Source organism: Vibrio sp. 10N.261.45.E2 (assembly GCF_002875705.1).
GTDB lineage: Bacteria > Pseudomonadota > Gammaproteobacteria > Enterobacterales > Vibrionaceae > Vibrio.
Genome location: NZ_MCZZ01000042.1, coordinates 1 through 12615 on the forward strand (window position 1 = coordinate 1; position 12615 = coordinate 12615).

Genomic DNA, 12615 nt, shown 5'->3' on the forward strand with positions numbered 1-12615 from the left:
GCCGCGATGAACCTTTTTTTCTTGGTCGACAACCTGATTGTAGAGAAAAGGTTTACCTTCTAACTTGATGCTTTTTGAAGAGAATAGGTCGACATGTGCCGGATCATCTGGCGTCAAAAGCGTTGTCATGATCGCGTTTTTGAGGTGTTTTTTCGGCTCGGTAGAGGAGACGGTTTCTACCGTTATCAAGCCTTCGCTAAAGTTTACTTCGGAACGACTCAGGTAATTGTCTATGTATTTCACATAGTTACTTTTGCCTGCCATTTTTACTTCACTGCTGCCCCAGCGCTTTTGGATATTGCCTGAAAAGCTATTAATCAAAGCATCCAGTGCTCCGGTGTCTTTTTCAAACTGACCAGGTAGCTCTGCCAAGTTGCTTACAAATCGGTTGGTCGGCTCGTAGTTAACGTCATAAATGCTTTCGACAAATTCACGGCTGCAGCCAGTTAATAACATGGCTGTTAGGAAGTAACTTAGCTTTTTCATAGTTCCTCATACAAAAATGACATCGCAGCGTTAACCATGATGTCATTAAAAATTGCTTAAATAAATGTCTTATTCGCTTGGTGGAGTATAACCATCAATTACGACATCTTTACCTTCGAAAAGGAAGTTAACCATCTCAGTTTCAAGAAGTTTACGATGCTCAGGATCCATCATGTTCAGCTTCTTTTCATTGATAAGCATAGTTTGCTTGCTTTGCCATTGTCCCCAAGCTTCTTTAGACACGTTGTCAAAGATACGCTTACCTAAGTCACCTGGGTAAAGTTGAAAATCTAGGCCTTCAGCATCTTTTTGAAGGCGAGCACAAAATACAGTGCGGCTCATAATGGTTCCTCTTATCGCGTTCGTTGATTCAAACGTCATCGTTCAGTTCAAAGGGTAGGCTCTCAATAAGCTGCTTAACAGGAGCGGCTAGGCCTATTTCTTCAGGTTTTGATAAGTTATACCAGAGACCTTTAGTCCCTTCCATTATCAAATCTGGTTGTTTATCTAATTTCACTAATACTGGCGTGATATCTAAGTGGTAATGGCTGAAAGTGTGCCTAAACGCAATCATGGTCTTGATCGAATCGGTTTCATTCTCTTTGATCGAACGAAGATCTAACTGATGTTCTATCTCTGCGTTTTCATTTTGTGGGAAACAAAACAATCCGCCCCAGATACCAGATTGAGGGCGCTGTTCGAGCCACACTTGGTTGTCGTGGTACAGAATCACAAACCATGTTTCTTTTACTGGTTTTTCTTTTTTAGGTTTTTTACCCGGGAAATCGAGCTGTCGATCGAGTTTTTTAGCTTCGCACATGCTTTCTATCGGACATAAAGTGCATTTAGGTTTGCTACGGGTACAAACCATTGCTCCCATGTCCATCATTGCTTGGTTGTACTTATCGACATCCGTCTTTGGAGTATGTGCTTCGGCATGTTCCCAGAGTTGGTTTTCAACCTTCTTTTGCCCTGGCCAACCCTCAACGGCAAAGCTTCTCGCAAGCGTTCGTTTTACATTGCCATCAAGGATCGCATGAGGAAGTTTATGAACCGAAGACAGCACTGCAGCTGCAGTCGAGCGACCGATGCCCGGTAGTGCGTTCATCTCTTCGATAGAAAGCGGAAATTCACCACCATACTGCTCAGCAACGATCTTGGCTGCTTTATGTAGATTGCGAGCTCGTGCGTAATAACCAAGCCCTGTCCATAAGTGGAGCACCTCATCTTGTTCGGCGTTCGCTAGGTCGATAACCGTTGGAAAGCGTTCTAAGAAGCGCTGGTAGTATGGAATCACCGTGGCGACTTGAGTCTGTTGAAGCATGATTTCAGATAGCCAAACGGTGTAGGCGGTTTTGTTTTGTTGCCAAGGTAATTCTTTACGCCCGTAGGCGTCATACCACTTTAATATGGCGGTTGCGAAAGGAGTCACGACATGCTCTATGCTTTGCTATTATTAGAAGCGAAATTGCACCACACTTAACGTTGGATGTAAAACAGACAAATTGTGTGGGAATTTATCCACGGAAAGACTTGCACCGAAGGCAATTCTTTGGATAATCCCCGCTTTGATTAATCAATGTGCAGGCAAAAATCAATGAGTGAAGTGACCACTAACGAATATACTGAAGACGGCAAGCTGGTTCGTAAGATCCGTAGTTTTGTTCGCCGCGAAGGCCGCTTAACAAAAGGCCAAGAGAACGCGATGAATGAATGTTGGCCAACAATGGGTATCGACTACAACCCAGAGCTTCTTAACTGGAAAGAAGTATTTGGCAACGATAACCCAGTTGTACTAGAGATTGGCTTCGGTATGGGTGCATCACTGGTTGAAATGGCAAAGAACGCACCTGAGAAAAACTTCATAGGTATTGAAGTTCATAGCCCAGGTGTTGGTGCTTGTTTAGGTACAGCACGTGATGCTGGCGTAACTAACCTGCGTGTAATGTGTCACGATGCAGTAGAAGTATTTGAACACATGATTCCAGATAGCAGCCTGCATACACTGCAACTGTTCTTCCCTGACCCATGGCACAAAGCTCGTCACCACAAACGTCGTATCGTTAAGGCTGAGTTTGCAGAAATGGTTCGCGGTAAGCTTCAACTTGATACTGGTATTTTCCACATGGCAACAGACTGGGAAAACTACGCAGAGCACATGATTGAAGTGATGAACGTAGCTCCTGGCTTTGAGAACATAGCTGAAGATGGTGATTACATCCCTCGTCCGGATGAGCGCCCACTAACTAAGTTTGAAGCTCGTGGCCACCGCTTAGGTCATGGTGTTTGGGACATTAAGTTCAAACGTACTAAGTAACTCCGAATCAAATTAAGTGAAGGGCAGTCCGACTTAGGATTTAACCCCTACACTTTATGGGATTGATAAAAGCCAACATTATTGTAGTGTTGGCTTTTTTGTCCTTAGGCTTTTATTTCGCTAAAGGCTTAAGGACAGAAAGTAATACCAATCACAGTAAGTAAGTGATCAGAAATAGCGTAGGAAAAAGGCTTGAGAACAAGGCAGTATTTAACGCAGTTATCGAGCATTTTAACAAGCTAGAGTGAGCAGTTATTTACTACGATTGGTATATGTTACATCCCTACAAAAATAACAATATAGAAGTAAGCGCACATGAAACCAACTCAAGCTATTTTGGCCGAGATCTTAGAGGAAGTTCGTCCTTTAATTGGACAGGGAAAGGTCGCTGATTATATCCCTGCATTAGCTCGCGTATCGAACCAGAAACTGGCAATCGCGGTATATACCAATGAAGGAGAGGTGATTAAAGCTGGAGATGCAGAGGAAGCCTTTTCTGTGCAATCTATCTCTAAAGCCTTGAGTCTTACGTTGGCTATGGTGCTGTACAAGCCAGAAGAGATTTGGCAGCGCGTAGGTAAAGAACCTTCGGGTCAAGCCTTTAACTCGATGATTCAGCTTGAGATGGAGCAGGGGATTCCCCGTAATCCGTTCATCAATGCGGGTGCTATTGTCGTGGCGGACTTACTACAAAGTCGCCTGTCAGCGCCTAGGCATCGTTTATTGGAGTTTGTGCGCCAGTTGTCGGGAGATACTCATATCGTGTACGACAAGATAGTAGCGGCTTCAGAAATGATGCACAGCGATCGTAATGCGGCTATCGCTTACTTGATGCGTTCATTTGGTAACTTTGAGAACGATGTTATTCCCGTTCTGAACAATTACTTTCATGCCTGTGCGCTTAAAATGACTTGTGTGGATTTGGCGAAAACCTTTAGCTATTTGGCAAACAAAGGTGTCTCAGTTCAGACCAAGAAAGAGATCATCACGCCAGTTCAAACTAAGCAGTTGAATGCTCTACTCGCGACATGCGGTTTATACGATGGGGCAGGTGAATTTGCTTATCGTGTAGGTATGCCAGGAAAATCGGGTGTCGGTGGCGGTATTATTGCTATCGTGCCGGGTGAGATGACGATTGCTGTGTGGTCTCCAGAGCTGGATCCTTCTGGTAATTCCCTAGCGGGCACTAAGGCACTAGAACTACTTTCTGAGCGTATCGGTCGTTCTATTTTTTAGTAGAAAGATGCGAGCACGGACTTCGTCCTATAGAACGCTTCGCTCCGAGAGGGGCTATAAAACAAAAGGGTTGACCCTAAAGCCAACCCTTACACAATACTTCCCGAGTCTATTCGTCTTCTTCAGCCATAAAGGCTTCCAGCAAATCGTTGAGGAATAGCTTCCCTTTTTCAGTAATCTGCCAGTGAGTGTTGGTTTCATTCAAGTAACCTAGCTCTTTAGCCCATTCAATCGTCCCTTTAATTGAGTCAAAACCAAGCCCCGTTGTATCTATGAAATCTTGCTTCGGACAGGCTTCCATTAACCTAAAGCGGTTCATAAAGAACTCAAAAGGGCGGTCTTCATTCGGCACTTCAAACTCATCGGATAGATAAGGCTTTACCATATTCTGATAAGCCGCTAGGTAGCCTCTAGGGTGCTTAACCTTAGCGGTGCGAACAATGCGCCCATCTGCAAAGCTCAGCTTGCCATGAGAACCACAACCGATACCTAGATAGTCACCGAAGCGCCAATAGTTGAGGTTATGTTGGCACTGATATCCTGGCTTGCTATAGCCTGAAATTTCGTACTGCACATAACCTGCCTCGGCTAGCTTCTTATGGCCTAAGTCGAAGATATCCCAAAGATCATCGTCATCAGGCAGTTTTGGCGTTTTGTAATAGAACATGGTGTTAGGTTCTATTGTTAACTGGTACCAAGATAAATGCGGAGGATTAAGCTCGATCGCTTTGTCTAGATCCGCCAATGCTTGATCTATGCTTTGATCCGGCAAGCCGTGCATTAAGTCTAGATTGAAGCTATTTAATCCAATTTTATGCGCCAAATGGGCTGCATTTACCGCTTCATCTTGACCGTGAATACGGCCCAGCCTTTCTAGTTTCTCTTGCTCGAAACTTTGTACACCCACTGAGATACGAGTAATCCCCGCTTTTTGGTAACCGGCAAAACGCTCCGCTTCAATGGTACCAGGGTTGGCTTCCATGGTGATTTCTATTTCAGGTTTGAACGGGATGCGTTGTTCAATACCTCGGAGCAATCGACCTATTCCTTCTGGAGAGAATAGGCTAGGCGTACCACCACCAATAAATATTGAGTGCAGTGGACGAGGTGCGCCATTGAGTTGGTATTTTTCGATATCGGTATCGAGATCCTCAAGTAGCGCATCGATGTACTCTTTTTCAGGAATCTCGGCTTTCAGAGCGTGTGAGTTGAAATCACAATACGGGCACTTTTGTACACACCATGGGATGTGTACATAGAGACTAAGTGCTGGTGGTATTAGCGCTGTATTGGACATTACAGAGCTTGCTCCTTGATTGCTTCGAATAGTGAAGCAAGGGCTTTACCGCGGTGTGAAAGCTGCTTTTTACGTGTAGATTCGAGTTCAGCAGATGCACAGCTATCTTCTGGTACAAAGAATACAGGATCGTAGCCAAAGCCATTCTCACCGTGCTCTTCAGTCAGAATACGACCTTCCCATTTACCGTGACACACCAATGGTGTTGGATCGTTTTCGTGACGCATTAACACCAACACACAGTGGAAACGCGCAGTACGCTTTTCAGTTGCCACACCTTGCATGGCATCAAGCAGTTTTTCGATGTTTTGCTTATCCGTAGCCCCTTCACCTGAGTAACGCGCAGAGTAGATGCCCGGAGCTCCGTTAAGGAAATCAACCTCTAAACCTGAGTCGTCAGCGATCGCTGGCAGCCCTGTCTCTTTCGCGGCATGGCGAGCCTTGATGATGGCATTTTCAATGAAAGTTGTCCCCGTTTCAGCGACTTCTGAAACGTTAAACTCACTTTGTGCGACAACGTCAAAACCAAACTCAGACAGAATATCTGCCATCTCGCGAACTTTACCTTGGTTGCCTGTGGCTAAAACAATCTTACTCATGGGGATGTGGCTCTAATAAGTTAGTGAACAGAAAAGTGGTGGTTGAAGCTACTCTTCTATATAAAATTTCTGGGTGAAACGCAGTGGGCCTGTGCCTTTTAAGCCTGCGTTAACATCGATGTCGAAGGTGATGTTTTCTTCGTGAGTTACAGGGAACTCTGCAAGGTAATAAATCGCATCGCCTTCTTTGATTTCTCGAAACTTCAAAGTACGGGTGTTTCCAACGAGGTTCTTCGTTGTTCCCGTAATTTTAGCCGTTGTCGCAGGCTTGCCTAGGGAAGCCTTGTCTAACACGCTGATATTTAGGATTGCTGAGTATCCATTTCGTTTAAGTTTGTACTGCTTAGCGACTTGCGCAGTTAAAAACGTCGAGTTAAAAGCCGAGTAATGAACCTCGACATCTTTAATATTCTTAAATTGTCCTGCTGAGCTTGGTAAGGCAACAAGAGCGGTGAGTAGTGCTGTTATCCATAAACGCATAATGACTCCAATAAATAGCAAAAAGCCATCACAGGATGGCTTTGACTTCAGTTGGGATTTGGCTTGGTGAGCATATTCGAATTTGCTTATGTCGACCGAGCTCTCCCTTTTCTATCTTAATTTGCCCTTTAGCGACCTTAAATTGTTTCGCTAGGTATTTCGCTAAGTGGGCATTGGCTTTGCCATCAACTGGTGGAGCAGTGATGGCAATTTTTAGTTCCTCACCGTGCAAGCCAACAATTTTGTCTCGGCTTGCTTTGGGTTGGATATAGAGCCTAAGGAGAATATCGTCTTCCTCGGCCCAAACCGCTTTTGGCATCGTCAAAGTACCTGATGTTTGTACTTAAATTATAGCTGATACCAAATAGGACCAATCATGTCGCCCATTAGGAAGTTCGCAAACTGTAGAACAATGAACAGAACCAGTACGCTTAGGTCGAAACCACCCATATCCGGAAGGATACGGCGGATAGGCATTAGCATTGGCTCAGTCAGTTGATGGAACACGTACTCGATTGGGCTACGGCCTTGGCTAACCCAGCTAAGGATTGCACGGATTAGTAGAACCCAGAAGATCAAACCACCCGCCGCTTTTAGCAAAGACAGCGCACCAAAGATCAGGAAGCTGATATCGAATACAGCCGCGCCGCCAGAGATAATCAGATTTAGCGCAACGAACTTAAGCACACATAGCACATAAGCAAAAACAACCGTCGCAAGATCAAGGCTGCCGATAGATGGGATAACTCGGCGTAGTGGGGCAACAACCGGTTGTGTCGCTTTTACGATGAATTGTGAGAATGGATTGTAGAAATCTGCGCGTGATGCTTGTAGCCAGATACGCAAGATCACAACCATGATGTAAAGATCAAAAACGGTCGAGATCAGAAAGCTCATCGAGTTCATATTGTTTCCTTTTTCGGATTTACTTGCCGCTTAGGTATCACCCGAGCGACAAAATGCTTAAAACAGTTTTTCCATCTCTTCAGCTCGAGCAACCGCCGCTTGCATGGCTTTGGCTACGATATCTGATAGTTGATGTTCGTTAAACGTGCGCAGTGCTTCTGCGGTTGTGCCGCCTTTTGAAGTCACTTGTTCTCGCAGTGTCGATAATTCTGTATTTGGGTTCGCTACCACCATCTCTGCCGCGCCTAATGCAGACTGCTGCACTAATTTACGAGCGGTTTCTTGGTCGAAGCCTTGGTTGATTGCTTCTGCTTGCATCGCTTCCATAAACAGGAAGAAGTAAGCCGGAGCACTGCCCGCCGCCGCAATAATGTTATTGATACCAGACTCTTGCTCAACCCAGCTAACTTCACCGACAGCTTGCATTAGCTGAGAAGCAAAGTCTTTATCATTTTGGCTGACCGTTGAATCGGCATATAGACCGCTCATCCCTTTACCAAGTAGTGATGGTGTGTTTGGCATCACACGAACAAGGTTTAGTTGGCAGTTTAACATCTCATTGAGTCGATTCGCATTAATACCCGCGGCAATTGAAATAACCAGTTTGTTGCTGAAGTCGATACCTTGTAAGGGTTTACATACATCAGCCATCATTTGTGGCTTCACTGATAACACAACAACGTCTGCTTGCTCTGCTGCAGCAATATTGTCGCTGGTGGTATTGATGCCGTATTCTTGTTCTAACGGCAGTCTTCTAGTGTCAGAAGGTGCTGTCGCTGTAATCTTTTGCGCTGGGTAACCACTCGCGACTAAGCCCGCTACAATTGAGCGAACCATGTTTCCCGCCCCAATAAAGGCGATGTTCTTATGTTCCATATATAAAATCCTGAGCGTGTCGCTACGCGGTTAAAGCGAAGCGGTATCAATATTTGTACTTGTCTTTGGTTACTTATTACGATTACTTCGCGTAATCACGAGCACCGAAAATAGCCGTTCCAATACGAACCATTGTGCTACCAGCTTCAACTGCAGCATCCATATCACCACTCATACCCATTGAAAGGGTATCAATGCCTGGATACTTCGCGGCGAGCTTATCTTTAAGCTCAGCCAGTTGAGTAAATGCATTAAGCTGAGATTGATAGTCAGAGACGTTTGCAGGAATCGACATCAATCCTCTTAAGGTGAGGTTGGGGAGCGATGAAATCAACTCCGCGAGTGCAAAAACTGTCTCTTCTGACGTTCCAGACTTAGACTCTTCACCACTGGTATTTACCTGAATCAGCACCTGTAGAGGTGGAAGTTCGCTTGGGCGTTGATCATTAAGCCTTTGTGCGATCTTATCGCGATCGACGGAATGTACCCATTGGAAGCTTTCTGCAATTGGTCGAGTTTTATTGGACTGGATTGGACCAATAAAGTGCCACTCTAAATTTAGGTTAGAATGTTGTTCTGAAAAGTGTTTTACTTTATCGACACCTTCTTGAACATAGTTTTCACCAAAGGCAACTTGTCCTCCGAGTGCGGCTTCTAGAATCGCATCAATAGGTTTAGTTTTGCTGACGGCTAAAAGTTGCACGGACTCTGGAGCTCGTCCGCACTTTTGCTCAGCACTACGAATCTGTGAGGTGATTTGTTCGATATTTTGTTGAATACTACTCATAGCTGACTTTACTTAAGGGAAAATAAATGGATATCACTGAGTTACTAGATTTTAGTGTAAAGCATAACGCGTCAGATCTACATCTTTCTGCGGGTGTATCTCCAATGGTACGTATAGATGGTGAAGTAAGGAAGCTTGGAATCCCAGCTTTGAGTCACGCTGATGTGCATCGTTTGGTTTTTGAGATCATGAACGACTCACAACGCGGTGAGTTTGAAGAAAAATTGGAAGTCGACTTCTCTTTTGAATTACCCAATGTCGGTCGTTTCCGTGTTAACGCTTTTAACCAAGCTCGTGGTTGTTCTGCTGTCTTTCGAACTATCCCTGTCGAAATCCCGACTTTAGAGCAGTTAGGCGCACCTGAAATATTTGAAAAAATTGCCAACTACGAAAAAGGTTTAGTGCTCGTCACTGGCCCTACTGGTTCTGGTAAATCGACGACTCTCGCGGCGATGGTTGATTACGTAAACCGCAACCACAACAAGCATATCCTGACGATCGAAGACCCGATTGAATTCGTTCACACCAACAATAAATGCTTAGTCAACCAGCGTGAAGTTCACCGTGATACTCACAGCTTTAAGGCCGCGTTGCGTAGTGCGTTACGTGAAGATCCAGACGTAATTCTTGTGGGTGAACTTCGTGACCAAGAGACGATCAGCTTAGCGCTAACCGCAGCTGAAACAGGTCACTTGGTTTTTGGTACTTTGCATACCAGCTCTGCTGCTAAAACTATCGACCGTATTATCGATGTTTTCCCAGGCAGCGATAAAGACATGGTTCGCTCAATGTTGTCTGAATCATTACGCTCGGTGATTGCCCAGAAGCTGCTAAAACGTGTTGGTGGTGGGCGTGTGGCTTGTCACGAAATTATGATGGCGACACCCGCGATCAGAAACTTGATTCGTGAAGATAAGGTCGCACAGATGTATTCGATCATTCAAACGGGCGCTGCGCATGGTATGCAAACCATGGAACAAAACGCGAAACAGCTGATGGCTCAAGGCTTGGTTGACTCGGAAGAGGTCGAGAAAAAGATCGAAATTGAAACCTCAATGTTTTAGTCAAGGTGAACACAATGGAATTGAATCAAATCCTTGAAGGAATGCTATCGCAAAAGGCTTCAGATCTGTACATCACTGTCGATGCGCCAATCCTGTTTCGTGTCGATGGCGAACTGCGCCCTCAAGGAGAGAAGCTGAATGCAGCTCAGGTTGCTCAGTTACTTGATGCGATGATGGATCAAGATCGACGCGATGAATATCAGCAAACGCGTGAGGCTAACTTTGCCATCGTGCGAGACTTTGGTCGCTTTCGTGTCAGTGCATTCTTTCAACGAGAGCTACCTGGCGCGGTCATTCGACGTATCGAGACTATCATCCCAACCTTTGAGCAATTAAAGCTTCCAGATGTACTGCAGGACCTGTCTATCGCTAAGCGTGGGCTTGTGCTGGTGGTTGGTGCGACTGGCTCTGGTAAATCGACCTCGATGGCTGCGATGACAGGCTATCGCAATACCAATCGTTCAGGACATATCTTGACGGTTGAAGACCCGATTGAATTCGTCCATGAACATAAAAAATGTATTGTGACTCAGCGTGAGGTTGGGCTCGACACCGAGAGTTATGAAGTCGCACTTAAGAATTCATTACGCCAAGCACCTGACATGATCTTGATTGGTGAAATCCGTAGCCGTGAAACTATGGAATACGCGATGACCTTTGCTGAAACGGGTCACTTGTGCATGGCTACACTACACGCTAATAACGCCAACCAAGCGCTAGAGCGTATTCTTCACTTGGTGCCGAAAGAGCAGAAAGAACAGTTCCTGTTTGATCTGTCGATGAATCTGCGTGGTGTTGTCGCTCAGCAATTAATCCGAGATAAGAATGGCAGCGGTCGTCATGGTGTGTTTGAGATTTTACTCAACAGCCCACGAGTGTCTGACTTAATTCGTCGCGGTGAGCTGCACGAGCTCAAAGCAACAATGGCGAAATCGAAAGAGATTGGTATGCAGACCTTTGACCAAGCTTTGTATGATTTAGTTGTCGCAGGCAAGATCAGCGAAGAGGATGCGTTCCACAGTGCTGACTCTGCTAATGACTTACGCTTGATGCTGAAAACCAGACGTGGTGATGATGACTATGAAACTGGGGCGTTGGCTGGTGTGAAGATAGATATGGGTTAGATTCACTGCTTGAAGCTAAATCTTAATACCAATAAAAAACCCGCTCGAAAGGCGGGTTTTTTGTAAATCGAAAAAGTTAATGGTTTGCATAACTGTTGTTGTCGTTAGAGTAACCGCGTTCTTTTTCTAATTTAACTTTAGTCGGGTATTGTTCGCCAGTGTAACCTGCTGAACCGCCCATTGAACTGCATGCTGAAATAGTTAGAGCGGCGAAGATAGCTAGAATAATTTTCATGTGAACTCCCACGTTCTGATTTTGGATAGCATCGTTGTTACGATGCGAAGTTAGAGTGGGATCACAAGTTAGCTCACATTTTGCTCGCTTATTTTTTGTTATGAATATTGTGCTTCAAACCAGCTTTCTAGAATAACGACAGCAGATTGATTATCCACATTGCCTTTACTCAGCGCTTTGTAGCCACCCATGTCAAACAGATCGGCTCTAGCTTCTGCGGTCGATAGTCTTTCATCATGCAGTTCAACATCAACACCAAAGCGTCCTTTCAGGCGGTTAGCGAACTTCTTTGCTCTAGGTGTGATGGTTGCTAGATCTTTGCCATGAAGGTCGGTAGGAAGGCCAACCACAATGAGGTTTGGCTGCCATTCCTTAATTTGCTTTTCGATATCGTCCCAATTTGGGATGCCATCTTTGGCTTTAAAGGCTTTCAGAGGGCTTGCCGTGCCTGTGATTTCTTGCCCAATCGCACTGCCGATACTTTTTGTACCGTAGTCAAATGCCATAATTGTTCGTGACATAGGGTTTCCAAATTTATCTGTGTTTGAGAGTGTCTGTTTATTTTATTTAGCTGATTTGAGCTAGGCGTGACCAGCATCTGCTGAAAGCTGAGCGGCATTAATACCTAACATTTGCACCGCAACTTTCCAGCGGTCTGAGATAGGTGTGTCGAAGATCACCTTTGGGTCGGCTTCAACGGTTAACCATGAATTCTCGGTCAGTTCGGTTTCCAGTTGTCCCGGTTCCCACCCTGCATAACCTAGTGCGACTAAATAATTCATCGGCTCATCTTCTGTGCCCAACACCATCAAGATGTCTTTTGAGGTTGTCACCGAGATTTGATCTGTCATGTTGATGCTGGATTGATAGCTGCCTTTAGGTTTATGCAAAATAAACCCACGGTCTTCTGCGACCGGTCCACCGTTCAATACTGGCTTATCAAGGCTTGCTTGGTTGGATTTAGGCTGTTCAGAATCAACCTCAACTTGTTTAAGCATGCTGCCAACAGTGACATCGATAGGGGCGTTGATCATTAAGCCCATCGCACCTTCGTCGTTGTGTTCACAAAGGTAAATTACCGAATTTTGAAAGTAGGGGTCTTTCATTCCGGGCATAGCAACCAGAAAGTGGTTCGTTAAATTCATAGAGCCTCCTGCCAGTGTGTTCCCAGTAAGGAAAAAGAGCGGCGTGAAGCCGCTCATTGATTC

At 45.1% G+C, this 12615-nt stretch carries 17 protein-coding genes; 4 read left to right on the top strand and 13 right to left on the bottom strand.

The window, feature by feature from the left end; translation table 11 throughout:
* The 3 genes from BCT34_RS02335 to mutY all read right to left on the bottom strand — a co-directional run.
* On the bottom strand, positions 1–486 hold a 486-nt coding region (locus tag BCT34_RS02335; RefSeq protein WP_131828351.1), incomplete at its 3' end, for a murein transglycosylase domain-containing protein.
* 69 nt (positions 487–555) lie between these two features.
* A complete protein-coding gene (locus tag BCT34_RS02340) occupies positions 556–828 on the bottom strand; it encodes an oxidative damage protection protein (protein ID WP_010435637.1) in 273 nt (90 codons plus the stop codon).
* 28 nt (positions 829–856) lie between these two features.
* On the bottom strand, positions 857–1918 hold the full coding sequence (gene mutY, locus BCT34_RS02345; protein WP_076651165.1) for an A/G-specific adenine glycosylase: 1062 nt from the start codon (positions 1916–1918) through the stop codon (positions 857–859).
* A gap of 165 nt (positions 1919–2083) precedes the next feature.
* Here mutY and trmB point away from each other — a divergent pair, with 165 nt between their 5' ends.
* Complete coding sequence (trmB, locus tag BCT34_RS02350; RefSeq protein WP_076651166.1) at positions 2084–2803, top strand: tRNA (guanosine(46)-N7)-methyltransferase TrmB; 720 nt, start codon at positions 2084–2086, stop codon at positions 2801–2803.
* A 315-nt stretch (positions 2804–3118) separates the two neighbouring features.
* Positions 3119–4039, top strand: coding sequence for a glutaminase B (gene glsB / locus BCT34_RS02355; RefSeq protein ID WP_076651167.1), 921 nt, complete (start codon positions 3119–3121; stop codon positions 4037–4039).
* 109 nt (positions 4040–4148) lie between these two features.
* Here the strand turns inward: glsB and hemW are convergent, their stop codons facing one another.
* The 7 genes from hemW to BCT34_RS02390 form a co-directional block, all read right to left on the bottom strand.
* Positions 4149–5336, bottom strand: coding sequence for a radical SAM family heme chaperone HemW (hemW, locus tag BCT34_RS02360; protein ID WP_076651168.1), 1188 nt, complete (start codon positions 5334–5336; stop codon positions 4149–4151).
* Entirely contained in the window at positions 5336–5935 is a 600-nt protein-coding gene (locus tag BCT34_RS02365; protein ID WP_076651169.1) for an XTP/dITP diphosphatase, read from the bottom strand. The genes hemW and BCT34_RS02365 overlap by 1 nt, the downstream gene beginning before the upstream one ends.
* Positions 5936–5983: 48 nt before the next feature.
* Entirely contained in the window at positions 5984–6415 is a 432-nt protein-coding gene (locus BCT34_RS02370) for a DUF4426 domain-containing protein (RefSeq protein WP_076651170.1), read from the bottom strand.
* Between the two features lie 28 nt (positions 6416–6443).
* Positions 6444–6734 carry a DUF167 family protein YggU gene (gene yggU, locus BCT34_RS02375; protein WP_076651171.1) on the bottom strand — a complete coding sequence of 97 codons (291 nt, stop codon included), beginning with the start codon at positions 6732–6734 and terminating at the stop codon, positions 6444–6446.
* A 29-nt stretch (positions 6735–6763) separates the two neighbouring features.
* The gene (locus tag BCT34_RS02380) at positions 6764–7321 is read right to left on the bottom strand and encodes a YggT family protein (RefSeq protein WP_010435653.1); all 558 of its coding nucleotides are present in this window, start codon (positions 7319–7321) and stop codon (positions 6764–6766) included.
* Between the two features lie 57 nt (positions 7322–7378).
* Positions 7379–8197, bottom strand: a complete 819-nt coding sequence (proC, locus tag BCT34_RS02385; RefSeq protein ID WP_076651172.1) for a pyrroline-5-carboxylate reductase — start codon at positions 8195–8197, stop codon at positions 7379–7381.
* An 82-nt stretch (positions 8198–8279) separates the two neighbouring features.
* A complete protein-coding gene (locus BCT34_RS02390; protein ID WP_076651173.1) occupies positions 8280–8984 on the bottom strand; it encodes a YggS family pyridoxal phosphate-dependent enzyme in 705 nt (234 codons plus the stop codon).
* A 26-nt stretch (positions 8985–9010) separates the two neighbouring features.
* Here BCT34_RS02390 and BCT34_RS02395 point away from each other — a divergent pair, with 26 nt between their 5' ends.
* Complete coding sequence (locus tag BCT34_RS02395) at positions 9011–10048, top strand: type IV pilus twitching motility protein PilT (protein WP_076651174.1); 1038 nt, start codon at positions 9011–9013, stop codon at positions 10046–10048.
* Positions 10049–10062: 14 nt separating this feature from the next.
* Positions 10063–11172: a PilT/PilU family type 4a pilus ATPase gene (locus tag BCT34_RS02400; RefSeq protein WP_076651175.1), complete on the top strand. Its 1110-nt coding sequence runs from the start codon at positions 10063–10065 to the stop codon at positions 11170–11172.
* A 76-nt stretch (positions 11173–11248) separates the two neighbouring features.
* Here BCT34_RS02400 and BCT34_RS24370 read toward each other — a convergent pair whose 3' ends face one another.
* The 3 genes from BCT34_RS24370 to BCT34_RS02410 all read right to left on the bottom strand — a co-directional run bounded on the left by BCT34_RS24370 (position 11249) and on the right by BCT34_RS02410 (position 12552).
* On the bottom strand, positions 11249–11407 hold the full coding sequence (locus BCT34_RS24370; protein WP_165690283.1) for a hypothetical protein: 159 nt from the start codon (positions 11405–11407) through the stop codon (positions 11249–11251).
* Positions 11408–11505: 98 nt separating this feature from the next.
* Positions 11506–11928, bottom strand: coding sequence for a Holliday junction resolvase RuvX (gene ruvX, locus BCT34_RS02405; RefSeq protein WP_048659417.1), 423 nt, complete (start codon positions 11926–11928; stop codon positions 11506–11508).
* A gap of 60 nt (positions 11929–11988) precedes the next feature.
* On the bottom strand, positions 11989–12552 hold the full coding sequence (locus BCT34_RS02410; protein WP_048611435.1) for a YqgE/AlgH family protein: 564 nt from the start codon (positions 12550–12552) through the stop codon (positions 11989–11991).
* Positions 12553–12615 lie beyond the last annotated feature (63 nt).

What these genes read in the sequence shown, in the direction of transcription:
- BCT34_RS02340 (WP_010435637.1), bottom strand. Translation starts at nt 828, where the DNA reads ATGAGCCGCACTGTATTTTGTGCTCGCCTTCAAAAAGATGCTGAAGGC.
- trmB (WP_076651166.1), top strand. Translation starts at nt 2,084, where the DNA reads ATGAGTGAAGTGACCACTAACGAATATACTGAAGACGGCAAGCTGGTT.
- glsB (WP_076651167.1), top strand. Translation starts at nt 3,119, where the DNA reads ATGAAACCAACTCAAGCTATTTTGGCCGAGATCTTAGAGGAAGTTCGT.
- hemW (WP_076651168.1), bottom strand. Translation starts at nt 5,336, where the DNA reads ATGTCCAATACAGCGCTAATACCACCAGCACTTAGTCTCTATGTACAC.
- BCT34_RS02365 (WP_076651169.1), bottom strand. Translation starts at nt 5,935, where the DNA reads ATGAGTAAGATTGTTTTAGCCACAGGCAACCAAGGTAAAGTTCGCGAG.
- BCT34_RS02370 (WP_076651170.1), bottom strand. Translation starts at nt 6,415, where the DNA reads ATGCGTTTATGGATAACAGCACTACTCACCGCTCTTGTTGCCTTACCA.
- yggU (WP_076651171.1), bottom strand. Translation starts at nt 6,734, where the DNA reads ATGCCAAAAGCGGTTTGGGCCGAGGAAGACGATATTCTCCTTAGGCTC.
- BCT34_RS02380 (WP_010435653.1), bottom strand. Translation starts at nt 7,321, where the DNA reads ATGAACTCGATGAGCTTTCTGATCTCGACCGTTTTTGATCTTTACATC.
- proC (WP_076651172.1), bottom strand. Translation starts at nt 8,197, where the DNA reads ATGGAACATAAGAACATCGCCTTTATTGGGGCGGGAAACATGGTTCGC.
- BCT34_RS02390 (WP_076651173.1), bottom strand. Translation starts at nt 8,984, where the DNA reads ATGAGTAGTATTCAACAAAATATCGAACAAATCACCTCACAGATTCGT.
- BCT34_RS02395 (WP_076651174.1), top strand. Translation starts at nt 9,011, where the DNA reads ATGGATATCACTGAGTTACTAGATTTTAGTGTAAAGCATAACGCGTCA.
- BCT34_RS02400 (WP_076651175.1), top strand. Translation starts at nt 10,063, where the DNA reads ATGGAATTGAATCAAATCCTTGAAGGAATGCTATCGCAAAAGGCTTCA.
- BCT34_RS24370 (WP_165690283.1), bottom strand. Translation starts at nt 11,407, where the DNA reads ATGAAAATTATTCTAGCTATCTTCGCCGCTCTAACTATTTCAGCATGC.
- ruvX (WP_048659417.1), bottom strand. Translation starts at nt 11,928, where the DNA reads ATGTCACGAACAATTATGGCATTTGACTACGGTACAAAAAGTATCGGC.
- BCT34_RS02410 (WP_048611435.1), bottom strand. Translation starts at nt 12,552, where the DNA reads ATGAATTTAACGAACCACTTTCTGGTTGCTATGCCCGGAATGAAAGAC.